Origin of the sequence: Vibrio sp. 070316B (genome assembly GCF_013114115.1) — a bacterium.
GTDB lineage: Bacteria > Pseudomonadota > Gammaproteobacteria > Enterobacterales > Vibrionaceae > Vibrio > Vibrio chagasii_B.
Genome location: NZ_VTYC01000012.1, coordinates 87,022 through 111,526, shown reverse-complemented (window position 1 = coordinate 111,526; position 24,505 = coordinate 87,022). Strand labels below are relative to the sequence as shown.

Sequence of the window (24,505 nt, the reverse complement as noted above, 5' to 3'; positions counted from 1 at the left end):
GAGAGCTCCAAGGAGGTTTGGACTAAGCTCCAACAGTTGAGCTTAGGAAAAATTCTGTACCCGGATATTATGGGGATCAATTATCGAAACTCAATCATTCAGGCTTAAAAATACCGATCATTTCTTGATTCGCGTGTTCAGATTTCTCTACAGTTTTCGGTTTACGTTGCTCTGAGAAGTCACAATCGACACATTCCACCAGCTCGATATTATTCTCAATCCACCAACGAAGCGTGTCTTGAGTATTGCAGCTTGGGCAGCTCGCCCCTGCGATAAAGCGTTTTTTCTGTTTCACGTTAATATCCTTTACTACTCTGGATTCGCAGTTCTCTATGCTTGATGTGAAAGCGAATAGGACCACGTTTATTATTAGGTATCTCTGGGCAATGGCTTTTGGTTTAAAGCATTCATTACAAGCTCGAACCATTCACTCTAAGCTGAGGCTATTGCCAATAGTTTCGAGATTGGTGGTCATTCTCCATCTCGTGTCCAAAGATCTCTTCAAGCTCTTTACGAGCCTCTTTCGCTCTTTGGGCTAATTCTGCGTCTTCATTATGCTGAGGCAGTAATTCTTTCAGCATACCATTATCCAACTTCCTAAAATGTGCTTCTGCTCGCTTCGCTTTATATGGGTGCATGCCGAGTTCAGTCAGAGTTTGACGACCAAGGTCCAATGCCCCAAGGAAGGTTTCACGCGAGTAGTTGTTTACCCCGTGATTAAGCAATTGATACGCCTCAACACGACTTCGAGCACGCGCTAAAATTTTCAAGCGAGGGAAATGTTGCTTACACAAATCGACGGTTTTCATGATTTCATCAGGGGAGTCAGTACACAGCACAATCGCTTCGGCTTTATCCGCTCCCGCTGCGCGTAACAACTCTAAGTGTGTAGAGTCACCGTAAAACACCTTGTAGCCAAACTTTCTTAAGATATGGATTTGGCTAGCATCACTTTCCAAAATCGTAATGCGGATCTTATTGGCGTACATCAGACGACCAATGATCTGACCAAAACGACCAAAGCCGGCGATGATCACTCGAGGGCTACGGTCAACCACATCCGAAGACATCGCATTCTCACTGATTTGATTCAATTGGCGAGCAAAGAACTTATCTTGTAGCTTAAGCATTAATGGTGTGGTCACCATTGATAAACTCACAACTACTAGCAAGAACGATACTTGCTCACCACTCAAGATACCTTGTGCACTTGCCGCCGTGAAGATAACGAAAGCAAATTCACCACCTTGGCTAAGAATCATTGCCATGCGACTACGCGCTTTGGCTTGAGTACCAAACACTCGCGCAAGGGCGTACAGAACCAAACCCTTTAGTACGACTAGCGCTAGAACAGCGATCAATATTGCAAATGGGCTTTCGGCCAACAATCCCAAGTTAACGGCCATACCCACTGAGATGAAGAACAGACCAAGTAGTAATCCTTTGAATGGGTCAATCGCGATTTCCAGCTCATGTCGGTATTCACTCTCAGCCAGAAGTACGCCCGCTAAGAAAGTACCCAATGCCATCGACAAGCCAATTTGTTGCATGATAACGGCAATACCAATCACCAATAGCAGAGCAGCAACGGTGAACAACTCACGTACACCACTCATTACCACATAGCGGAAAAGAGGCCTCAACAAGAAGTGACCGCCCACCAGCAAACCAACCACACCACCTAACATCCACAACATGTCTGCCCAGCTGCCGCCGGTGTTACCTGCAAGCAGAGGCAGCATAGCCAACATAGGGATCACGGCAATATCTTGGAAAAGTAGTACTGCGAAACCTGACTGGCCTGCTTCTTTGCCACCAAGCTCTCGTTCTTCAATAACCCTTAAAGCGATCGCGGTCGAAGATAAGGCTAAACCCATACCTATTACTAAGCTCGTTTGCCAGGTTAAGCCAAACATACAAGCGATAGCGGTGATGATCAGAGTGGTAATCAGCACTTGCGCGCCACCGAGCCCGAGAATAGGTGCTCGCATCTGCCACAATTTTTTAGGGTTAAGCTCTAAACCAATCAGGAAGAGCAGCAGCACCACCCCGAATTCGGAAAAGTGTAGAATCGCTTCTACGTCACTAATTAAACCAAGCCCCCATGGGCCAATTGCCACACCCGCCAGCAAGTAGCCCAAAACTGAGCCTAAACCTGCGCGTTGTGCGATAGGAACAGCAACCACCGCGGCAGCTAAAAATATAACGCTACTTTGCAAAAATTCATTAGTCAGAGCCATCGTTCGCTCCTATATCTTGTAGCGGGTCTCGCAACCAGTTTCGATACGCTTCTGCATGTTGATACCGTGTCATATCTGTGACATTTCGTGCCCAGTGTAAAACCAATGGTGGTATCCAATTCATCTGACACAAAGCAGCTGTGAGTTCGAAAGGTTGTAAAATCTCTTGTAATGGATATTTATTATAGCCTGCTGCTCCAAACGCCTCTTCTTTACCACCCGTAGTGATAACACTTCGCCAATGTTTACCTTTCAGTGCACTTTGCTCACCAAACGCAAAGCCTTTGCCCAATACGCGGTCAAACCACTCTTTTAGCAATGAAGGGCAGGAATACATAAACAGAGGGTGTTGGAACACAATCACATCGTACTCAAGGAGTAATTCATGCTCATAAGGCACATCGATAAAGAAATCAGGATAGATGGCATAAAGATCGTGAATTTTGACATGCCCGAGCGACTCTACCTTCTTGACCATCATCTGATTAGCAATAGAGGTTTGTGGCTCTGGGTGTGCGTAGATGATTAACACCTTAGGCACGGTTTTGTCTGTCGAGGGAGTATTACTCATTCCTTTGAAGCATTCCTTTTAAGGCTAAACGGTGGCAAGGCCACAAGAATTTAAGCAAAAGTTATTAATATGTTATTGGCATCATAACGCAAATTGCATTGTGATCGACTTTTATCTGGTTTCAGCCTACTATGCAGGCGTCTGTTCATCTCTAATTTCTATGCTATTTCTATGATTACTTTCTCTGATATTCAATTGCTACGCGGCGGTAAGCCCCTCCTCGACCAAGCATCTGCGACTCTTCACCCTGGCGACAAGATTGGCTTGGTAGGCAAAAACGGTTGTGGTAAATCGACGCTGTTCGCTTTAATTAAAGACGAGCTATCGATTGATGCTGGCTCATTCAGCAAACCTGCTCATTGGGAAATGGCGTGGGTTGCTCAAGAAACTCCAGCATTAGAAAGAACAGCAATTGAATACGTGATTGATGGTGACCGTGAATATCGTGGCCTTGAAGATCAGCTACAAAAAGCGGAAGTAGCCGACAACGGCACACTCGTCGCAGAGATTCACGGCAAGATAGAGACCATTGGTGGTTACAGCATCAAAGCTCGCGCAGCCGAATTGCTAGACGGCCTAGGCTTTAGCCAAGAACAAATGACATGGAACCTGACTCAATTCTCAGGTGGTTGGCGTATGCGTTTGAACCTAGCTCAAGCCCTACTATGCCGCAGTGACTTACTGCTGCTCGATGAGCCAACCAACCACTTGGACTTGGATGCAGTAATGTGGCTAGAGCGCTGGTTACAAACCTACCCTGGTACGCTAGTACTTATCTCGCACGATAGAGACTTCTTAGATCCTATCGTCAATCGTATCGTGCATGTTGAAAACCAAAAGTTAAATGAGTACACAGGCAACTACTCATCGTTTGAGAATCAACGAGCGCAAAAGCTGATTCTGCAACAGGCGATGTACCAGAAGCAGCAAAAGCAGATGGCTCACATGCAGAGCTACATCGACCGTTTCCGTTATAAAGCTTCAAAGGCTCGCCAAGCGCAAAGCCGCATTAAAGCACTCGAAAAAATGGAACAAGTACTGCCCGCTCAGTTTGATAACCCATTCAGCTTTGAGTTCAGAGAACCTGACGCACTACCAAACCCAATCATGATGATGGATGAAGTATCTGCGGGCTACGACGACAACCTAATTCTAGAGAAGATTCGCCTTAACCTGGTTCCAGGCAGCCGTATCGGTCTACTGGGTCGAAACGGCGCAGGTAAATCGACGCTTATTAAGCTGCTTTCTGGCGAACTGAAACAGCAAGGTGGCGAGCTGAGCTACTCACAAGGCGTTAAGATTGGTTACTTCGCACAGCATCAACTAGAAACGCTGCACCCAGAAGAGACACCACTGCAACACATGATGCAGATTGCGCCTAAGCACACCGAACAACAGCTTCGTGATTACCTTGGTAGCTTCGGCTTCCAAGGCGAGAAAGCACTGGATAAAGTAGCGCCTTTCTCAGGTGGTGAGAAAGCACGTTTAGTGTTGGCACTGCTGGTCTGGCAAAAACCGAACCTGTTACTACTCGATGAACCAACCAACCACTTGGATCTCGACATGCGTCAAGCGCTGACGTTTGCTCTTCAGACATTTGAAGGCGCAATGGTTATCGTATCGCACGACCGTTACCTACTTCGTGCAACTACCGATGACCTGTACCTTGTACACGACCGCCAAGTTGCACCGTTTGACGGTGACCTGAACGATTACTACAAGTGGCTCACCGAACAGCAAAAAGTGGAACGCAAAGAAGCACAAGCACAGGCTCCAACGAAAGATGGCGCCAACAGTGCTGCTGCGAAAAAAGAGCAAAAACGTAAAGAAGCGGAGTTCCGTAAGTTAACCGCGCCAATCCGTAAAAAGCTGACTCAATTTGAAAAGCAGATGGATAAACTGACGCTTGCTCTTGAAGAAGCTGAACAACAATTATCCGACACTTCACTGTATGAAGCTGAAAATAAGGCTAAACTGAATGAAGTACTCGCTCTACAAGCGAGCAGTAAGTCACAACTGGAAGAAGTTGAAATGGATTGGATGTCCACTCAAGAAGAGCTTGAGCAGATGGAACAGGATATGGATAGTTTATGAGCCTAAAGCACGCCCCAATATCACTCACACTGGAAAGACTATGGCAATTTAGCCTTCAGTACTACAGTGTGCGTGGTGTTAAAGATGCGTGCTTAGCTTTGCAAAACCAATTCCACGGCAACGTCAATCTACTGCTGCTCCTCAAATGGCTTGATGAGCAGCAATTGTCTTTTGCAGAAGAAGAGTGGCACAAAGTGCAGCAGTGCTTAAGCCGCTCTGAGACTCTACTGCATAGCTATCGAGAGCTGCGCAAACACCTTAAAGAGCATGTTGTCGACTCTCTCTACCGTGAAGCCTTACAGTTTGAACTGCAACTTGAGAAGCAGCAGCAATCCGACCTTGTTGACTGTATCAACTCGCTGCAGCTATTCACCAATCAACAGACCCCACTGGCTCTGCAATATTGTCGTCTACTCGGGGCTGAAAACCTCTACGACGCATTTTCTGAACCCGCCCCTCAACCTTAACTCGTTTCTTTTCTCTTTTATCCAGTTCAGGCACAAGCTTGTCTGACACTGATACTTGTGATGTGAACATCAAAGGTAATATTCATCACGGACAAGGGTTAACTCGTTCAACTTTTATAATATTCAATCAGTTACCCATCACCTATTTTTGCATCGAGTCGCAGTGAAACGCTTGCGCTTATGCCGAGAATCAACCAAGCTCAAATAAAAACGTGGGCGCATCGCAATACTCAACACTTTTTAAAGCCCATAAAAAAGTACGGACTGTTTTATGACCATATTTACCGCAGCTGCTGGTTTATCTAATCCACACTTACAAACCTTAGTGCCAAGATTTATCAGAAAGCAGGCGTTGTTTCACCCTCAATGGCAAACCTTAGAAACAAGCGATGGTGATTTTCTCGATCTTGCTTGGAGTGAGTCACCAGACGGCGATAAGCCCAGCAGTAACAAACCTATCTTTATTCTGTTCCATGGACTGGAGGGCAGCTTTGAGAGCCCTTATGCCAACGGACTGATGAATGCATTTGCCAAAGATGGTTGGTTGTCTGTGATGATGCATTTTAGAGGCTGCAGTGGTAAACCGAACCGTTTAGCCCGTGCGTATCACTCTGGCGAAGTCGAAGATGCCCGCTTTTTTCTAAGACACCTGCACGCACAGTTTCCCAATAACCCTAAGGTGGCGGTCGGCATCTCTTTAGGCGGGAACATGTTGGCAAACTATCTTGCTGAGTACTCAGACGACCCCTTGTTGTCAGCAGCGACCATAGTGTCAGCCCCATTTGATCTGGCTTGTTGCGCGAGTCGCATTGAGAAAGGCTTTTCTAAGCTCTACAAGAAGTACCTGCTCAGCTCTCTCAAATCTAATGCCTTAAAAAAGATTAACCTACTGCAAGAGAAGCTCGATATCACCGCAGAGACGATCAAGAAGATTGATAAGCTGTACGAATTTGATGAACGTATCACCGCACCCCTGCACGGATTCAAGAACGCTCAAGACTACTACGCACAATGTTCCGCTCTTCCTAAGCTCAATCAGATAAAACTACCGACCCAGATCATTCATGCCAAGGACGATCCTTTCATGACTGACGATGTGATTCCAAAATTCGTCCTACCGGATAACATCGATTATCGCTTGTTCCAGAAAGGGGGTCATGTCGGGTTCATTACAGGAAGTACGCTCAAGCCAAGGTTTTGGCTAGAAGAAGCGCTGCCTGCCTACTATGAAAGTATTCAAGATTCGGCATAACGGCCAAGCCTGCTAAATATAAAAGCGAAACCTTGATAAGATAGCGCAGCCCCTAATTGGGGTTGTACTAAAAACATCACTAGACACACTCATCAACATATCAATGAACATAAAAGAGAGAAGTATTTATGATCATCCCATGGAAAGACATTGAGCCTGATACGCTCGAAAACCTCATCAAAGAATTCGTCTTGCGTGAGGGAACAGACTACGGCGACGTTGAGATCTCCCTACAAAACAAGATTGATCAAGTGAAACATCAATTAGCTTCAGGTGAGGCCAACATTGTATTTTCCGAACTGCACGAGACCGTTGATATCCAGCTCACAAAACGCTTCTAAGCTGCGTTGAGAAAAGAGCCGTGTTATAGTGGAAAACGATTGCTAACAAGTAAGTTACTCATAAGACAAGGGTTGTCATGTCCGCTAAACATCCAATTATTGCGGTGACGGGTTCCTCAGGAGCCGGCACCACCACCACCTCAGAAGCCTTCCGCAAAATGTTCAATATGATGGACGTGAAGGCTGCTTGGGTTGAAGGGGATAGTTTCCACCGCTTCACTCGACCAGAGATGGACGTCGAGATCCGTAAGGCGCGCGAGCAAGGTAAGCACATCAGCTACTTTGGTCCACAAGCCAACGACTTCGGAGCCTTAGAAGAGTTTTTCCGTAAATACGGAAATGAAGGTACTGGCCAAGTACGTAGTTACCTACATACGTTTGACGAAGCTGTCCCTTATAATCAAATGCCGGGCACCTTTACGCCATGGCAAGATATCCCTGAAAATTCAGACGTGATGTTTTACGAAGGCCTGCACGGTGGAGTGGTTGATGGCGACATCAACGTATCTCAACACGTCGATCTGCTGATCGGCATGGTCCCTATCGTAAACCTAGAGTGGATTCAAAAATTCGTTCGTGACACTCGCGATCGTGGCCACTCTCGAGAAGCGGTAATGGACTCTATTGTACGTTCAATGGATGATTACCTTAACTACATTACCCCGCAGTTTTCACGTACACATATCAACTTTCAGCGTGTTCCAACCGTAGATACATCGAACCCACTCAACGCCAAAGGGATTCCAAGTTTAGACGAAAGCTTCGTAGTTATACGTTTGCGTGGTATCAAAAACGTCGATTTCCCTTACCTTTTGGCAATGATTGATGGCTCATTTATGTCTCGTCATAACACGCTAGTTGTGCCAGGAGGCAAGATGAGTTTTGCTATGGAGCTCATTGTAAGGCCAATCCTACAACAACTCATCGAAACCGGAAAAATAGGTTAACAAAACGACGTTCTGGTTGATTACTTTTCATACCGTGATCATGTGCACAATTTTGCGTAAAAAATCGTAGCTTGGTCACGATTAAAATCAAGAAATAGTACCTGAAAAAGGATACTATTCTTAAACGAAACACAAGATAGCTTGCAGCGCTCATCGAGTGCTCTTATCCTAAGAAGTCAATTCAGGCTTAGCTAAAATACGGAAAGCGGCAAGCATACCCTGCAGAGGAAGTGAGATATTATGGTTCTAGGTAAACCTCAAACCGATCCAACATTAGAGTGGTTCCTTTCACACTGTCATATTCATAAGTACCCTTCAAAAAGTACTTTGATTCATGCTGGTGAAAAGGCAGAAACCTTGTACTACATCGTTAAAGGTTCTGTGGCAGTTCTTATCAAAGACGAAGAAGGTAAGGAAATGATTCTTTCTTACCTAAACCAAGGCGACTTCATCGGTGAGCTAGGCTTGTTCGAAGAAGACCAAGAGCGTACTGCTTGGGTTCGTGCTAAATCTCCTTGTGAAGTAGCTGAAATTTCTTTCAAGAAATTCCGTCAACTTATCCAAGTGAACCCAGACATCCTAATGCGTCTTTCAGCGCAAATGGCAAGCCGCCTACAAGTAACTAGCCAAAAGGTTGGTGACTTAGCGTTCCTTGACGTAACAGGTCGTATCGCTCAAACGCTACTAAACCTAGCGAAACAGCCAGATGCAATGACTCACCCTGACGGCATGCAAATCAAGATCACTCGTCAAGAGATTGGCCAAATCGTTGGTTGTTCTCGTGAGACAGTAGGTCGTATCTTGAAGATGCTAGAAGAGCAGAACCTAATTTCTGCACACGGTAAAACTATCGTGGTATACGGCACTCGTTAATCTCGATTAACTGAGTCAAAAATATCAAAGCCACCAAATGCGAATTTGGTGGCTTTTTCTTTATCGAGAGAAGATACGAGATACGAGATACGAGATACGAGATACGAGATACGAGATACGAATGGAACACATGAGGCTCTCGCCTTGTAAACACTCTCGAAGCGAAGCGTACCCGCATCTCTAGGGCAAAGCCCGTACTTGTATCTTTCTTTAACCGTTGGTGCTTTCGAAGATCTTATCCGCCGATGCCGCAACAAAACCGGTGTAAAGCTCACCATTGGCCATTGGATAGCGCTTAGCGAACTCATAGAAGCCACCAGGAATCATCTCATTGCCTTCAACAAATGCCACTGGCACTTTGTCTGCCATTGTTGATGATTGCTCTAATAACACCTCTGGAGAGCCTTTTACCTCACCACCAGATGCGTTAATCGTAAAGCCAGCATCACTCAGGTAGTCATTTACTGCTTGTACTTCATCGAACTTGTTCAGTTGATTGACACTAACCGTGAAGTGGTTAGCACCGTAACCGTGAGCGGCTAACCAAGAAGCGTATTCGCTCTCTTTTGCTAACAGTTGGAAATCAGCGAAGCTCAAGTCCCAAAGGCGGCCACCAAATAGGAATTCATGCCCCTCTAACTTACTTGCATCAACCTGCTCAACCAATTTGGCAACGATCTGCTGTAATTCACTAGAACACTCTTCTACCTTCAACTCACTGATGAACACTTTCGGTTGTTTTGGATCTGGGTGTTCGTAGTGTTTAGCCACTAGCTTCTTGCTTTCAAACAGGTAATCGCCACATGCCTTATAACCTAACTCAAGGAAAGGTTTGGCTAATGTTTCGATACCAAGAGGAGCAACATTAAAAGTACGCAATGCAATGTGATCGTTGATCAGCGCTTCATCTTCTTTTAGCAAATGATGTACTTTCTCTGCGGATGGACAAAGCCTGTGAATGTAATCGTCCCATAGAGATTTAAAGAGTAGATCGGGCGTCATGGTGACTCCTTGTCAGAGGTTCTAGCAAGCTAGTAATTTGGATTAGAAAGGGAGAGACTGAGACACAAAGTCAGCAGCCATCAGCCTGTGACATACTTGTTCTATTATTATCTACCGCCCAATCTTGACGCTGAGCGTGGTTAAAACAAGGAAGCGATACGCTGCTTCCTTATTTCATAACTAATGAATGAGCCTTAGCTCAATATCAATCTAAACTACAGCTCGATACCTGGGCTAAACGTAGCTGGCAGTTGAGTTTCACCACCTTCCATTGAAGCCATTGGGTAAGCACAGTAATCTGCCGCATAGTAAGCACTTGGGCGTAGGTTGCCAGAAGCACCCGGACCACCAAATGGTGCATCACCACTTGCGCCTGTGAGTTGGCGGTTGCGGTTAACAATACCCGCACGGATATGGTCAACGAAGTATTCCCACTCAGAATCGTCTGTCGATACTAAACCTGCTGACAAACCAAAGCGTGTGTCGTTAGCTAATTCAACCGCTTGCTCTAGCGACTGATAACGAACCACTTGTAGCAATGGGCCGAAGTACTCTTCATCTGGCAGTTCAGCAATATTGGTTGCATCGATAATGCCTGGAGAAACAAACGCCGCTTCGCCTGCTTTTGCCTCTACTAGGCTGACACCACCTAACGATTGCAGGTTAGCTTGTGCGTCTAGAATAAACTTAGCGGCAGCTTCAGAGATTTGAGGCCCCATGAAAGGTGCAGGTTCAGCGAATGGCTGATCAACACGAATCTTTTGCGTCGCTGCGACCAGTTTGTCGAGTAGCAGATCACCCTTCTCGCCAACAGGAACATACAGGCGACGAGCACATGTACAACGTTGACCAGCACTGATGAACGCTGATTGGATAATGGTGTATACCGTTGCGTCTGCGTCACCGTATTGGTCACTGATCACCATAGGGTTATTACCACCCATCTCTAGTGCCAGCATCTTGCCCGGTTGACCCGCGAATTGACGATGCAGGATATGACCCGTATTAGCACTACCCGTGAATAGCACGCCATCAAGACCTTTAGCATCTGCTAGTGCGATGCCTGTCTCTTTAGCACCTTGCACTAGGTTGATTACGCCAGCAGGAAGACCCGCTTCTTGCCATAGCTTCATTGCGAACTCACCTGTCCAAGGCGTCTGCTCTGAAGGTTTGAATACCACTGTATTTCCCGATAGCAATGCAGGAACAATATGACCATTTGGTAGGTGGCCAGGGAAGTTGTAAGGACCAAATACCGCCATCACGCCCAATGGACGGTGACGAAGTACAATTTGGTTACCAGCCGCTTCACGTGATGCTTCCCCGGTACGCTCGTGATAAGCACGAATAGAGATAGCGATCTTGCCCGCCATTGCGCCCGCTTCAGTACGAGTTTCCCAAATAGGTTTACCCGTCTCTTTTGCGATAATTTGCGCGATCTCTTCGCTGTTCTCTTTTACTTTTTCCGCGAACTTCAACACGATCGCTTCACGCTCAGCAAAGCTCAGTTTTTTCCAAACTAGGAACGCTTCGCGAGCCGCTGCCACTGCAGATTCAACCTGTGCCGGTGTTGCGCTATCACCCTGCCACACTACTTCATTGTTGTATGGGCTTACTGATGTCATGGCATCACCTTGACCTGCTACCCATTGTCCTGCTATCCACTGAGTCATACTTCTATCCTTAAAATCTTCGACAGATAATCGCCGCTCTTATTGAGCCAGCATGCGAACGAATTCGCCTTCTTTTACTTCAAGAGCGCTTGCTACTTCAGATGATAAAATCACTGTGTCGCTTGCTTGGTCATACGCACCTTTCGCGGCCACTGCGCGGAAGTTCTCAAATGAGGTATTACCAATTAGGAAGTCTTTAGAGCTAGAGTGCTCTGCAATTTGAACCTGTGCTCGAATAGAGTGACGTACAGATTCGATGTTTCTTAAATCACACTCGACCGTTGGTCCCGCATCAAAGATGTCGACATAACCACGATTCGTGAAACCTTCACGTTCCAACAGTTTCAATGCTGGGCGGGTGTTATCGTGCACTTGACCAATCACCGCCTGAGCTTCTTCACTCAATAGGTTTACATAGATTGGCAGTTTCGGCATAAGGTCCGCGATGAAGCCTTTCTTACCAATACCCGTTAGGTAATCGGCTAGTGTGAAATCAATTGAGAAGAAGTGCTCTTGCAACCACTTCCAGAATGGCGAGTTGCCTTCTGCATCTGATACACCACGCATCTCAGCAAAGATCGTTTTTGAGAAACGCTCTGGGTGCTCAGCCATCAGTAGGAAACGACACTTAGACATCAGTCGACCGTTTAAGCCTTTGCGGTAATCAGGACGTAAGAACAGCGTACAAATTTCGCTGCAGCCTGTGTAGTTATTACCAAACGTCAACAGCTTAACCACGTTATTCACTTTAAGGCGCTGTGAAGAGTGAACCACTTTACTGATGTGGTACGAGTAAAAAGGCACATCCCAGCCAATGGAAGCTTCGATACCCGTTGTACCAGCAACTTCGCCAGTTTCAGCGTCGAAACCCACCATTAGATAGCCTTCATCACCGGGTTCGGTCACGTCTGCTTTCGCAAAGCTGTATTCAGAATGGGTAATTCGGTTAGTTAACAATTCTTCGTTAACCGGAAGAGATGTGAATCCATGACCTGATTCAACTGCACAGGTGTGCAGCGCATCGTAATCAGACAGTTTTATTGGGCGAACAACTAGCATCAATATTCCCTCCAGATGCAAAATAGGCCCAAAACCAGAAGCTTGGGCCTTTAGCAGTACGTCATGGGATCGCTCTAATGGCGATCATTCCTATGACGCCGCTCAGGCTAAACTAGCGTAGCGATTGCTTTGTCTAGTTTTGATAAGCCTTCTTCAATTTCTTGTTTAGTGATAACCAGTGATGGAGTAAAACGAACCACGTTTGCACCCGCAACCAGTACCATTAGGCCTTGCTCGCCTGCTGCTACTAATACGTCACGCGCACGACCTTGCCATTCGTCATTCAGTGCAGCACCTAACAATAGGCCTTTACCACGAATCTCACTGAAAATTTGGTATTTGTCGTTAATCTTAGTTAGACCATCACGGAATAGCGCTTCACGCTCTTTTACGCCTTCTAGAGTCTCAGGTTGGCTAACTACGTCAACCACGGCTTCAGCTACCGCACACGCCAGTGGGTTACCACCGTATGTAGAACCGTGCGTACCAACCTTAAGGTGTGTAGCCAGTTCAGACGTCGTCAGCATTGCGCCGATAGGGAAACCGCCACCTAGAGACTTCGCTGTGCTTAGAATGTCTGGCGTCACGCCCAGACCTTGGTAAGCATAGAAGTTACCAGTACGGCCATTACCTGTTTGTACTTCATCAAAAATCAACAGTGCATTGTGCTTGTCACACAGTTCACGAACCGTATTCACGAACTCAGCCGTTGGAGAGATGATACCGCCCTCGCCTTGCAGAGGTTCCATCATGATGGCACAAGTGCGATCAGAGATATGCGCTTCTAGAGCCGCAATATCGTTGTAAGGTAGGTGAGTTACATCGCCAGGTTTTGGACCAAAGCCATCTGAGTAAGCTTCTTGACCACCAACGGTTACAGTAAAGAATGTACGACCGTGGAAACCTTGTTTGAATGCAATGATTTCAGATTTCTCAGGACCGTGAACATCCGCCGCCCAACGACGAGCTAGCTTAAGTGCTGCTTCGTTCGCTTCTGCACCAGAGTTCGCAAAGAATACTTTTTCTGCAAAACATACGTCAGTTAGCTTCTTCGCTAGACGCAGTGCAGGTTCGTTAGTCATTACATTACTTAGGTGCCAAATCTTGTTTGCTTGCTCAGTAACGGCATTCACCATTGCTGGGTGACAGTGACCCAAACAGCTCACAGCAATACCACCAGCAAAGTCGATATACTCTCGGCCTTGTTGGTCCCATACGCGTGCGCCTTCCCCTTTTACCGGGATCATTTCCATTGGGTTATAACAAGGCACCATCACCTCATTAAACAGACTACGTTCTACATTATTTTCCACTGTCATCGTACATTCCTTCTCGATACCGCAAGCTTCGCAAATAAGCGTAATGATTCATAAGTGAGACGAAAAAATTTTGTCTCGCTACAATCCCGCTGCAGCATTATATTTACATTTAATTAACGTTTTCAATAGTAGATTATTCTTTAGCCATCCCTCACAACCAGCTAAACCTCACTATCTATGACTATTTATGCATCAATCAACCTGTTTTATGAAGCTTTTTTTACGCATACGCCTACCCTGCAAAGGCAAAGCCTTACTGGCACAGCGGTAAATTGGGTTCAAAAGGAAATACGGCGAATAACTTTGCATAGGCTAAAAACTTAGCCTGATGAGGAAGAAATGTTATAAAAAGTGATCAGCGTCAGAAGGATCGAGCTCGGTAAAACTCAAATTAAAACGTATAACGAAGGAGTTGGCAGGTTAAGCTCACCTATTTAAGAGAATAAAACGCCCGCTTTAAACACTTAACGTGCTAAAAAGTTAGCCAGAAGTTGGTGCCCTTGCTCTGTTTTAATCGATTCAGGATGGAACTGAACCGCGTCAATTGGCAAGGTTTTGTGTTGATAGCCCATGATCTCATCCATACTGCCATCTTCCAGCTCTGTCCAAGAAGTCAGTTCAAAGCAATCTGGTAGTGTGCCGTTTTTCACCACAAGGGAGTGGTAACGCGTGACGGTTAGTGGGTTATTCAGCCCTTGGAAAACACTCTTACCATTGTGGCGTATCGGTGAGGTTTTACCGTGCATCACTTGTCTGGCTCTCACCACTTCACCGCCAAACACCTGAGCAATGGCTTGATGGCCAAGACACACACCTAAGATAGGTAGTTTACCAACAAAGTGTTCTATGGCTCGCAGAGAGATACCCGCATCATCCGGTGTACAAGGCCCCGGGGATATCACAAGGTGACTAGGATTCAGCGCTTCAATGCCCGCAATATCAATTTCATCGTTGCGTACAACTTTTACAGTTACCCCTAACTCACAGAAATACTGATACAAGTTATAGGTAAAAGAGTCGTAGTTATCGATGATAAGTAACATGGGTGAAATCGTTTGCTAAATACTAAATGATTGGGAGATATAGGGGCGGTATTGTGCAATACCCATAGCGAAAGGCAAGTGGAAACTGCATTTCACCAATAATTAAGGCCAACCTAGGTTGACCTTAATTGTTTACAGATAACTGTCAATTACCCGCATTCGGTGATGTGTACTCACTTTCACCGTTAGCAGTAAAGCTGATTCGCTCACTACTTACGACGGCGCCACATCGCTAGGCCAAACAGTGACATCAACGCGCCAAAGCCAAACGAACCACCGACTTTTAGCTCAAGAACCGCTGGATCATGATCCGATGAACGGAAGTGGTCTTGGTACTTAGGCAGGTCGCCTTTGTACTCTTCGTTGTAGTCAAATAGCGTCGATTCACCACCATTGATATGCCAGTCGGTCGCGTCGACCACCATGTCTTTTAAGCTCTCGCTCACCAGTAAGTGGTCTAAAGCGCCAACTTCATCGTTGTATGAGTAGCTCCAGCTGTCTGGGTGCTTCTGAGCTACGGCATTAATGTAGCCGTAGTTCTTAGTAATCACCGCACCGTTATCACCAAACTGTTCAACACCATCAATGTAAGTGTTACGCGCCGCTTTGATCTGCTTGCCGTACTTCTCTTCAGAGTAATCTGTCAGCACTAGCATTGGGTCTTCCATGCCGTACGAATTCATATCACCCAGAATCACTTTGTGACCTTCAATGCCATCGAGTGCTTCGCCCAACGCAACCGCCGCTGCAACACGGAAGTTCTCACATGAGCCTTGCTTATCGGCATCTACACCACCTTGACCGCCTTGCTCAACAGGGGCAGCATCTTCCCAACACTTAGAACCTTTCGATTTAAAGTGGTTAATCGCTACAGTCAGTTTCTCTTTGGTACCCTTCACCTTAAAGGTTGGTGCCAATGAGTCACGTTGGTAGTTCTTACCATCTTCAATCACCTTACCTGAGTCGTCTAACACCTCTGGTGCTTGCTGGCTTGGCATCGCGATGACACGGCTGTCTTTAAGCTTAACCACCTTCTTACGGTAGATAACACCCGTAGTAATCACATCAGTGCCGATCGAGTCCATTTCGTCGGTAACGCCATCTTCATTAGAGTCGACAGCCACAAAGGTGTAACGGTCTTTCTTATGCTCAATGCGATCATTCAGTTGATTCACAAGCTGTTGAATTGCCGAACCTTCACCAAATCCGTTGTTCTCAATTTCCATCAAGCCGATGATGTCAGCATCCAAGCGAAGAATCGCGTTTACAATCTTCTCTTGTTGCATCTCAAACTCAGTGATGGTGTTTGCACCACGGTTATTACCATGTTGATTCGCATCACCGCCAAATGGTGAGTTGAAGTAGTTCAATACATTGAAGGTCGCAATACGTAGGTCGCCTTCATCCATGTCTGGTTTGTCGGTACGTGGGTCGTTGCGAATGAAGTTTTCAGCCGTGATCTGGTTAGTCGTAATCAGACGGTACTCGCCATAGCTGTAAGTCAACACGCCTTCTAGACCAACAATGGTGTCATCAATACGGATGTAGTCTTCCGTTGAGCCATCTTGGTCGATGTCAGTACGGCCAAAATCTGGATAGAAAGGAACCTGTCCATCACCTGCTTTTTGGTCAGTCTCTACGAAAAGACGACGGTCAGCATTGTCTTCCGTTTGCTGTTTCGCTTCATCAGAACCCGCTGCGAAAAGTTGGTTTGGTTGCATGTTGATACGCTCATGCGCCAAAACCATGTTGTTACGACGACCTGCGTAGTCATAACCGAAGGTACGCGTTACACGCATATCTAGCGCTTCAGTTGTTTTCACCAACATGCCTTCGTAACGTTCAAGTGTCGCCGCGAAGTTCTCGTCAGTGTCTAATACTTCAATGTATGTCGCGTCAGGTGCGTCCTGCTCGCCTTGCTTTAACCATTGATTATTTTCAACTTTAAGCTGAGTGTGGCTGTAGTATTCTTGTACTTTACCTTTCACACACACCACATCGCCTGCAGCTAATTCTGAGCTAGATTGGTTAGTATGAACAAATAGACCTTCAGAAGTGCTTGAGTTGAAGTCATCCTCAAGAGCTTGCAGATAGAAACCTTTAGTTAGGCCGGTAGTAACCGCACTTACCACCCCTTTTACGAAATACTCATCGTCGGTGATGTACGGGTAGCCATCGATGAACGGCGATGTCGCGCCCTCACCTTGGATTTCTTGAATGGTGGTGAATACTGGGTCTGAGCCATCTTGCGTACAAGCAAAGGCTTCTGGCAACTCAACATTGTCTAAGGAACCTAGACCTTCAATGTTGTCTTTTGGTAGCGATACCCATTGTGAAGCATCAAACGTCGCCGATGGGGTTTGCTCAGCACGAACTAAGGTAACATCTTTACCCCAGTCGACATCGCCCATAACGCCAACCATGTCCAACACGCTTGAGTCTGCATTCAGGATAGCCAACGGGTCATCACCATTGTGATTAGCCAATGAAGCATTAAGAATGTCAGCGACCGCTTTAATCTCATCGCTTGCACCGCTATGCGCAACAACCAGTACCTCACCAGGCGCTAAAACGTGGCCATCTAAAGGTAAAGTGGCGCCCCATGATCTGTTGCCATTCGCTGATTTAGCCAGTGAATAACCATCTAAATTAATGCTGCTATCACCGTTGTTGGCAATCTCAACCGCTTTGTTGTAGCTGCCGCCTTCCACATATTGTGAAATAAACAAATCAGCGTGTGCGCTTGTGGTTAACAAGCTACCAATTGCCACTGCTAGCAATGAAGGTTTGTGTAAAAGAGCCATCCGTTTCACCTGAGTTCATCGATTTATAATTACTGCCATCTATGGGCAGTCATGTATTTTGTGGTAACTATCAGGTTTATTTATGAAAGGAATAAGTCAGTTGGCAAGAAAATGAGGAACTTATCACTTTGGAATCATCAATTGTTTGGCACGCTATATATTTCCAACACAAATAGAAACGAGTAAAAATTTATAAAACCAAAACTCATTTAATAAGATATTCTGCACAACATAGATGTTACAGATGTGTTAGTCATTAAGTGCGTAAATCATCAATTAAAACAGCACGATTATTGGGAAGCCTTAGCTAGCGGGCACTAAAAAGCCCAAAGTAAACGTAGTCACTTTGGGCTTAGATTTTACAGCGGAAGGTTTTGAGTCACCCTATGGACGAGTTACAAAACCAACTGCTTCGTATGCTTTCTTCAGCGTTACTGCTGCGCGCTCAGAGGCTTTTTCTGCGCCCGCTTTCATTACTGCGTCCATGTAGGCACGATCAGCACGGATGCGGTGGTATTCCGCTTGAATCGGCTCAAGCATCTCAACAATCGCAGCACCCACATCTTTCTTGAATGGGCCGTACATTTCAACACCTTGGTACTGCGCCTCAATCTCTTCGAATGTTTTACCTGTTGCTGCTGAGTAAAGGCCCATCAGGTTAGAGATACCCGCTTTGCTTTCCCAATCATGAGCAATACGTGGTGGTGTTTCTGCATCGGTTTGCGCTTTGTTGATCTTCTTGATGATCGACTTAGGCTCTTCTAGCAGAGTAATCACGTTCTTACGGTTGTCGTCCGACTTAGACATCTTCTTGGTCGCATCTTGTAGGCTCATTACACGTGCATTCACTGTTGGGATGTACGGTTCTGGCACTTCGAAGATTGGCTGTTCTGGCGAGTAGATGTTGTTGAAGCGAGTTGCGATATCACGCGCTAACTCTAGGTGTTGCTTCTGGTCGCTACCTACTGGCACTTGGTGAGCACCGTAAAGCAGGATGTCTGCAGCCATCAACACTGGGTAATCAAACAGACCTACGTTTACGTCGTTTGAGTGACGTGCAGACTTGTCTTTAAACTGAGTCATTCGGCTCAGTTCACCCATTTGTGTGTAACAGTTAAGAAGCCAACCAAGTTGAGCATGCTCTGGTACGTGAGACTGAACAAATAGCGTGCTCTTCTTTGGATCAACACCGACAGCAAGACAGATAGCTAGTGCGTCTAGAGTCGCTTCATGCAGTGCTTTCGGATCTTGGCGAACCGTAATTGCGTGAAGGTCTACCACACAGTATTGGCAATCGTAGTCATCTTGCATCTGTTGCCATTGACGTAGAGCACCCAAGTAGTTACCGATACTTAGTTCACCAGATGGTTGAACACCACTCAATACGATGGGCTTGCTCATGGTTTTAATTCCTTTGCTTATTCGCTAAGTCAATTGATGGCTTAGCTTCTTAACTTAAATATAGAAAAGCCGCACAGCTCTTTCTGCGCGGCTCATCCAGTGTACTCATTGATAAGTATTTTGCTAGTGGGTTAGCTAACTTTTGTCCGCTTTATGCAGAAACTAGAACGACATCGAGCAATTGCGCGACATTATCTGCCACATAGTCAGGGTTTGATGCTGAAATAGGCTCACCGTGGTTGTAGCCGTAAGTCAGGCCAAACGAGTGACAACCCGCGTTCTTTGCCGCTTTGATGTCATTGCTTGAGTCGCCAACCATTAGCATCTCTTCTGCTTTCACATTGTGCTTTTCTAGCAACCAGTTTAGCGCGACTGGGTTCGGTTTTTTCTCTGGGAAAGAGTCACCGCCAAGCACATCTACAAAGTACTTATCGATACCGTGTTGCGCTAGCACGTCTGGCACAAACTTCGATGGCTTGTTGGTTACCAATGCCATAGTAAAGCCCGCTTTGTGCAGCTCTGCCAGCGTCTCTTTTACTGATGGGTAAAGGTGGCTCAGCTTATGGCCGCCCTGCTCGTAGAAATCATCAAACAAGATGCGTGCTTTTTTCAGCAGCTCTGGTTCTAAGCTTGGGTCCACAGTTAGGTTGCGGCTTAGTGAACGCCCGATCAGTACGTCAGCACCATTGCCTACATAATCACGAACTTGTTCTTCACTCACTGAAGGGAAACCTAGCTCCTGACAAGCTTGGTCAGCAGCGACTGCCAAATCAGGCACGCTATCTAACAAGGTTCCATCCAAATCAAAGGCGATCAGTTTTATTGAGCTTAATGACATCTTACTTTCCTATTCATTATATTCGTCTCATGTGTTGAGCAATAAGACGTAAAAAAGGGGCCAATCAGCCCCCTTAATCTAAATTTTTTGATTTTAGGTCAACTGACCCTAGTTCTACTTTTATGCGTTTACTTTTGCAAGCTCTGCACGCATCTCATCAATCACTTCTTTGTAATCTGGTTGATTGAAGATCGCTGAGCCAGCAACGAACATATCTGCGCCCGCTTCTGCGATTTCACGAATGTTATCCACCTTTACACCACCGTCGATCTCTAGGCGAATATCACGACCTGATTCGTCAATCAACTTACGAACCGCACGTAGCTTATCTAAAGTGTGAGGAATGAAAGATTGACCGCCGAAACCTGGGTTCACAGACATCAATAGGATCATGTCTACTTTATCCATGATGTAATCTAGGCAAGATAGTGGTGTCGCTGGGTTAAGAACCACGCCCGCTTTACAGCCGTGCTCTTTGATCAGTTGTAGAGTGCGATCGATGTGCTCTGATGCTTCTACGTGGAAGGTAATCATCGATGCGCCAGCCTTTGCAAACTCAGGCACGATGTTATCAACCGGCTTCACCATTAGGTGAACATCGATTGGAGCAGTAATACCGTAGTCACGGAGTGCTTTACAGATAGGTGCGCCAAAAGTCAGGTTAGGTACGTAGTGGTTATCCATCACATCAAAGTGCACAACATCGGCACCGGCTGCGAGTACTTTTTCAACGTCTTCACCAAGACGAGCAAAATCTGCAGACAAAATTGATGGAGCGATTAGAAAATCTTTCATACCAAACCTCTTAAGAGTAAGTAAATTGCGAGTTCACCGCCTTGGTGGCACCTCGTATGCGTACAAGATTCAACCCCAAGACTATTTGGTGTGCAATTCTACCTAAGCACCTAGGCAGATCCTAGCAGTTCGAAAGATTAGTTTAAGAAAGTACCTGTTGGTCACTCAATTTGAGGGGTTCGAGGTTATTCTGCTGCCGCGTGTTGCTGGTTTTTATCTTGATGGAATAGCGCTAATAGCTCATCCACTTTATTACGACCAGCGCCATTACGGCTGATAGTGCGCTTCACCTTCACCACGTTCAACTCTGCACCATGATACAAGCGACGCGTTAATGTCGTGTCGTGGTTAGAAATCAACACAGGGATACCGCGTTCTGTCGCCGCTTTTTCAGCAACGTCAGCCAGTGCTGCTTGATCATCTAAGCTAAAGCCGTTACCTGCGTAAGAGGTAAAGTTAGCGGTATTTGACAGCGGTGCGTACGGAGGATCGCAGTAAACCACGCAACCTTTACGGGCACGGCTAAAGGTTTCATGGTATCCCTCACACACGAAAGTGGCCTTTTTCGCTTTTTCAGCGAAAAACTCCAGCTCAGCTTCTGGGAAGTAAGGCTTTTTGTAAGAACCAAACGGAACGTTAAAACCGCCTTTCTTGTTGTAGCGACATAGGCCATTGAAGCCAAATCGGTTCATGTACAAGAAAGCGAGTGAGCGATACATAACATTGTCAGTATCGTTGAACTGAGCTCGAATATCTAAGAAGGCTTCTTTGCGGTTGTTCTCAGGGCAGAACCAACGCTTTGCTTCCGCGATGTAAGTCTCAGGGTCGGTTTTAAGTAGATTATACAGGTTGATAAGATCGGGATTGATATCAGCCAGTAGATACTGTTCATAGTCCGTGTTCAAAAACACAGAACCAGCACCAACAAATGGTTCTACCAATTTACGAGCAGGTGGCAGGTGACGTTGGATGTCTTCAACTAGGCCATATTTACCACCAGCCCATTTTAGAAAGGCACGCTGCTTTTTCATTTACTGCTCTATCTATCAACACAAAAATAAGGCTGCGGAATGTAACATATTTTGAGGCTAAGCTCAGGGTTATTTCGCACGTTCTATCTCTCGATGCACTTGATTCATCGATTTTGCCCAAGGTTCCAACTGTTGAAGTGGTTTTGAGAGTGTACTTACCGCATCTCGCGCCACCTGAATCGTTGGGTAATCTTGATAAGTGATGATAAACCACTTGGTATCGTTACGCAGAGTTGGGTAGATACGAACCTTATTCTCTAGATCGTATTCTTCAATGAAAGACTGCACATCTTCCAACGAAGTCATCGCACTCAACTGTAAGGTGTATGCTCGTGGCGAGATAGCTTGTAGCTCCTCACGAGCAAACGAGAAGGTGATCTTCTTAGTCGGAGGCGTTGATTCAGTTAAGTCAGATTTTTCATCAGCTGGAGCAACCGCTTCAGCGTCAGCCTGTGAATTAGCCTCTACTTGAGTGTTCTCTTCAACCGCAGCATCGATGGCGCTGGTATCAGCACTCTGAGCTTTATCATCCAGTAGAGCATCAACCACATCCGAAGTAATCACGACACGCTGTTGGTCTTGCTCAACCTCACCCACGCTAGCCGTCTCTTCCACCACAACCGGTGGCAAAGATGAACTGTCATCATCAGCGCCTTGATAACTGATATCAGTTGACGTTTCAGTGTCTACAACTCCCTCAACACCAGTTTGTTCTGAGCCATTGTCCACTTCAAAGGTTGGAATAACAGTCTGCTCAATTGGTGCGATCAGAGATTGCGCTTTGTCATCCGGGGTCGGTTGGCTGAACATCCACCAATAACCACCACCAATTAACAACAGCAACAGGGCTACCACAATCGCGATATTGATTGGTGAGCCAATGATTGAGCGAATAATAATCCTTTTTTCCACTTTCAATTCTCCTAAAGCCATTAGCTCGCCAGGCAGAGGTTGCGCTTTGTTAAACGCACGTCGCACGCGAGTTTCAGACTCATCATCCACGTATCGAATCACCAGTGATTCAAAGAAATGTTCAGCTTCTGGTTGCGAAAGGTCATCGATCTCAAGATCGATAGGCTTGTGTTGTTGGCCGTAACTTAGACGGGTGAGTAAGGTGTCTAGGTGACCAATTTCTGAGAAAAGAACGACATTGATCGTCCATTGGGGATTAGCTTGAGCTTCCAGTACCAACATCCATAGTTCGGATACCAATCGCTCAGAGAGCCGGTGGGCATCATCGACAACGATAACCACACTACACGGCTCACCATCCAGCAACCTTGCTAGGCTATCAGATAAGGAGTCATGTTGATTAAATAGCGGATCAGAAACAATTTGGCTAAGAATAAGCGCGCGGCGTTGTTGGTCGTCTTGGCTTGGGTGACAAAGCAGTAAACACTGATTCTTTTCTGTCGCCCACGCTTCGAGATAACGCTGTGCTAACCAAGAACGGCCAGAACCAGGTTTACCAGCCACCGTTACTAGATTTGAACCAAAGTTAGTCAAAAGCTGTAAGCGCTCTAGCAGCTCAACTTGAGACTCTAACTCTAATACTCTTAATTCATGAGCCAAACTCATTGCGGATCCCTACTGATTAGATCGATCAGTAAAACGCTTCAGTTGCCTAGAGTCTAACTAGGCAACCTCACAACCAAATTTAAAGAGTACGGCAAAAATCAATTGCTTGTTTAATGATGTCCTGAGGCACATCAGCAACCACTTCAGCAGTACCAATACTTGTTGGCAATACCAGACGTAATTGACCAGACAGCACTTTTTTATCACGCATCATGTGCGTCATAAAATCTTCAAAAGACATGCTTTCTGGCGCATGAACTGGCAGTTTCGCATTCTTGAGTATAGAAATAATTCGCTCAAGCTGCTGCTGAGTGATCAGTCCCTGTAACTGAGCAGTTTTCGCTGCCATTACAGTGCCTGACGACACAGCTTCACCATGTAGCCAATTACCATAGCCTAGTTCTGCTTCGATCGCATGACCAAATGTATGACCTAGGTTCAATAACGCTCTGATTCCTGACTCTTTTTCATCTAGAGCAACCACTTCAGCCTTAATTGCACAACAGCGAGCAATTGCAGTAATCAGTGCTTGTTCATCAAGTTGATAAAGTTTCTCTAGATTCTGCTCCAACCAATCAAAGAAGGCTTCATCGTAAATGATGCCGTATTTGATGACTTCAGCAATGCCCGCTGCAAACTCACGCTCAGGAAGCGTTGATAAACAGTTGGTATCGATGATCACAGATTTTGGTTGGTAGAATGCACCGATCATGTTCTTACCAAGAGGATGGTTTACTGCGGTTTTACCACCAACAGAAGAGTCCACTTGAGAAAGAAGCGTTGTCGGGATTTGAATGAAATCAATACCACGCTGGTAACAAGATGCAGCAAAGCCGACCAAATCACCGATAACACCACCACCTAAAGCAATCACCACCACATCGCGGCTGTAATTTCCTTCAAGCATGTAGCTCATCACTGAATTGAACGTTTCAAGCGTTTTGTATTGCTCACCATCAGGTAACTCGAGAAGAGATGTCTGACAGCCAACTTGATCCAGTAAAGATAGAATTTTATCAGCGTAAAGAGGCGCTACTGTCACATTACTGATAACAACGACTTTCTGCTTGCCTGATAAAAAAGAAAGGTACGCCGGGTCGTCAAATAACCCGGCGCCAATAGAGATAGGGTAGCTACGCTCAGCTAGATTGACCGTAATCCGTTCCATGGGTTTGCT

General features: G+C 45.9%; 21 protein-coding genes. 6 read left to right on the top strand and 15 right to left on the bottom strand.

Annotation, left to right across the window (positions count from 1 at the left end; genetic code table 11):
• Positions 1-94 precede the first annotated feature (94 nt).
• The 3 genes from F0251_RS11580 to kefG all read right to left on the bottom strand — a co-directional run bounded on the left by F0251_RS11580 (position 95) and on the right by kefG (position 2,811).
• Positions 95-295, bottom strand: a complete 201-nt coding sequence (locus tag F0251_RS11580) for a YheV family putative zinc ribbon protein (RefSeq protein WP_004737184.1) — start codon at positions 293-295, stop codon at positions 95-97.
• A 148-nt stretch (positions 296-443) separates the two neighbouring features.
• Positions 444-2,240 (bottom strand): glutathione-regulated potassium-efflux system protein KefB, encoded by a 1,797-nt coding sequence (kefB, locus tag F0251_RS11575; RefSeq protein ID WP_032498650.1) that lies wholly within the window; start codon positions 2,238-2,240, stop codon positions 444-446.
• The gene (kefG, locus tag F0251_RS11570) at positions 2,227-2,811 is read right to left on the bottom strand and encodes a glutathione-regulated potassium-efflux system ancillary protein KefG (RefSeq protein ID WP_061033642.1); all 585 of its coding nucleotides are present in this window, start codon (positions 2,809-2,811) and stop codon (positions 2,227-2,229) included. Before kefG ends, kefB begins: the two co-directional genes overlap by 14 nt.
• Positions 2,812-2,982: 171 nt before the next feature.
• On the opposite strand from kefG, the gene F0251_RS11565 reads away from it, so the two are divergent.
• The 6 genes from F0251_RS11565 (at position 2,983) to crp (ending at position 8,785) form a co-directional block, all read left to right on the top strand.
• Positions 2,983-4,905 (top strand): ABC transporter ATP-binding protein, encoded by a 1,923-nt coding sequence (locus F0251_RS11565; RefSeq protein WP_061033633.1) that lies wholly within the window; start codon positions 2,983-2,985, stop codon positions 4,903-4,905.
• A complete protein-coding gene (locus F0251_RS11560; RefSeq protein ID WP_061033632.1) occupies positions 4,902-5,372 on the top strand; it encodes a TIGR02444 family protein in 471 nt (156 codons plus the stop codon). The genes F0251_RS11565 and F0251_RS11560 overlap by 4 nt, the downstream gene beginning before the upstream one ends.
• A gap of 271 nt (positions 5,373-5,643) precedes the next feature.
• A complete protein-coding gene (locus tag F0251_RS11555; protein ID WP_061033631.1) occupies positions 5,644-6,624 on the top strand; it encodes a hydrolase in 981 nt (326 codons plus the stop codon).
• A gap of 128 nt (positions 6,625-6,752) precedes the next feature.
• On the top strand, positions 6,753-6,965 hold the full coding sequence (locus tag F0251_RS11550) for a YheU family protein (RefSeq protein WP_004737179.1): 213 nt from the start codon (positions 6,753-6,755) through the stop codon (positions 6,963-6,965).
• A gap of 77 nt (positions 6,966-7,042) precedes the next feature.
• Positions 7,043-7,912 carry a phosphoribulokinase gene (locus F0251_RS11545; protein ID WP_008222326.1) on the top strand — a complete coding sequence of 290 codons (870 nt, stop codon included), beginning with the start codon at positions 7,043-7,045 and terminating at the stop codon, positions 7,910-7,912.
• Positions 7,913-8,152: 240 nt separating this feature from the next.
• Entirely contained in the window at positions 8,153-8,785 is a 633-nt protein-coding gene (crp, locus tag F0251_RS11540) for a cAMP-activated global transcriptional regulator CRP (protein ID WP_004410522.1), read from the top strand.
• A gap of 210 nt (positions 8,786-8,995) precedes the next feature.
• Here the strand turns inward: crp and F0251_RS11535 are convergent, their stop codons facing one another.
• From F0251_RS11535 to aroB, 12 genes are all read right to left on the bottom strand, one after another.
• A complete protein-coding gene (locus tag F0251_RS11535) occupies positions 8,996-9,787 on the bottom strand; it encodes a DUF1338 domain-containing protein (protein ID WP_008222320.1) in 792 nt (263 codons plus the stop codon).
• A gap of 215 nt (positions 9,788-10,002) precedes the next feature.
• Positions 10,003-11,460, bottom strand: coding sequence for a succinylglutamate-semialdehyde dehydrogenase (gene astD / locus F0251_RS11530; RefSeq protein ID WP_016796009.1), 1,458 nt, complete (start codon positions 11,458-11,460; stop codon positions 10,003-10,005).
• A gap of 39 nt (positions 11,461-11,499) precedes the next feature.
• Positions 11,500-12,519, bottom strand: a complete 1,020-nt coding sequence (gene astA, locus F0251_RS11525) for an arginine N-succinyltransferase (RefSeq protein ID WP_061033630.1) — start codon at positions 12,517-12,519, stop codon at positions 11,500-11,502.
• A 107-nt stretch (positions 12,520-12,626) separates the two neighbouring features.
• Complete coding sequence (locus F0251_RS11520; protein WP_008222315.1) at positions 12,627-13,838, bottom strand: aspartate aminotransferase family protein; 1,212 nt, start codon at positions 13,836-13,838, stop codon at positions 12,627-12,629.
• 464 nt (positions 13,839-14,302) lie between these two features.
• Positions 14,303-14,881 (bottom strand): aminodeoxychorismate/anthranilate synthase component II, encoded by a 579-nt coding sequence (locus tag F0251_RS11515; protein WP_061033629.1) that lies wholly within the window; start codon positions 14,879-14,881, stop codon positions 14,303-14,305.
• A 209-nt stretch (positions 14,882-15,090) separates the two neighbouring features.
• Positions 15,091-17,685, bottom strand: a complete 2,595-nt coding sequence (locus tag F0251_RS11510; protein ID WP_061033628.1) for an ExeM/NucH family extracellular endonuclease — start codon at positions 17,683-17,685, stop codon at positions 15,091-15,093.
• Positions 17,686-18,069: 384 nt separating this feature from the next.
• Entirely contained in the window at positions 18,070-19,086 is a 1,017-nt protein-coding gene (gene trpS / locus F0251_RS11505; RefSeq protein WP_061033627.1) for a tryptophan--tRNA ligase, read from the bottom strand.
• Positions 19,087-19,237: 151 nt separating this feature from the next.
• Positions 19,238-19,924 carry a phosphoglycolate phosphatase gene (locus F0251_RS11500; RefSeq protein ID WP_061033626.1) on the bottom strand — a complete coding sequence of 229 codons (687 nt, stop codon included), beginning with the start codon at positions 19,922-19,924 and terminating at the stop codon, positions 19,238-19,240.
• A gap of 120 nt (positions 19,925-20,044) precedes the next feature.
• The gene (gene rpe / locus F0251_RS11495) at positions 20,045-20,719 is read right to left on the bottom strand and encodes a ribulose-phosphate 3-epimerase (protein WP_008222304.1); all 675 of its coding nucleotides are present in this window, start codon (positions 20,717-20,719) and stop codon (positions 20,045-20,047) included.
• Positions 20,720-20,904: 185 nt separating this feature from the next.
• Entirely contained in the window at positions 20,905-21,750 is an 846-nt protein-coding gene (locus F0251_RS11490) for a Dam family site-specific DNA-(adenine-N6)-methyltransferase (protein WP_004737168.1), read from the bottom strand.
• 69 nt (positions 21,751-21,819) lie between these two features.
• On the bottom strand, positions 21,820-23,328 hold the full coding sequence (locus F0251_RS11485; RefSeq protein ID WP_061033625.1) for an SPOR domain-containing protein: 1,509 nt from the start codon (positions 23,326-23,328) through the stop codon (positions 21,820-21,822).
• Positions 23,329-23,407: 79 nt separating this feature from the next.
• Positions 23,408-24,496, bottom strand: coding sequence for a 3-dehydroquinate synthase (gene aroB / locus F0251_RS11480; protein ID WP_061033624.1), 1,089 nt, complete (start codon positions 24,494-24,496; stop codon positions 23,408-23,410).
• Between the last annotated feature and the right edge of the window lie 9 nt (positions 24,497-24,505).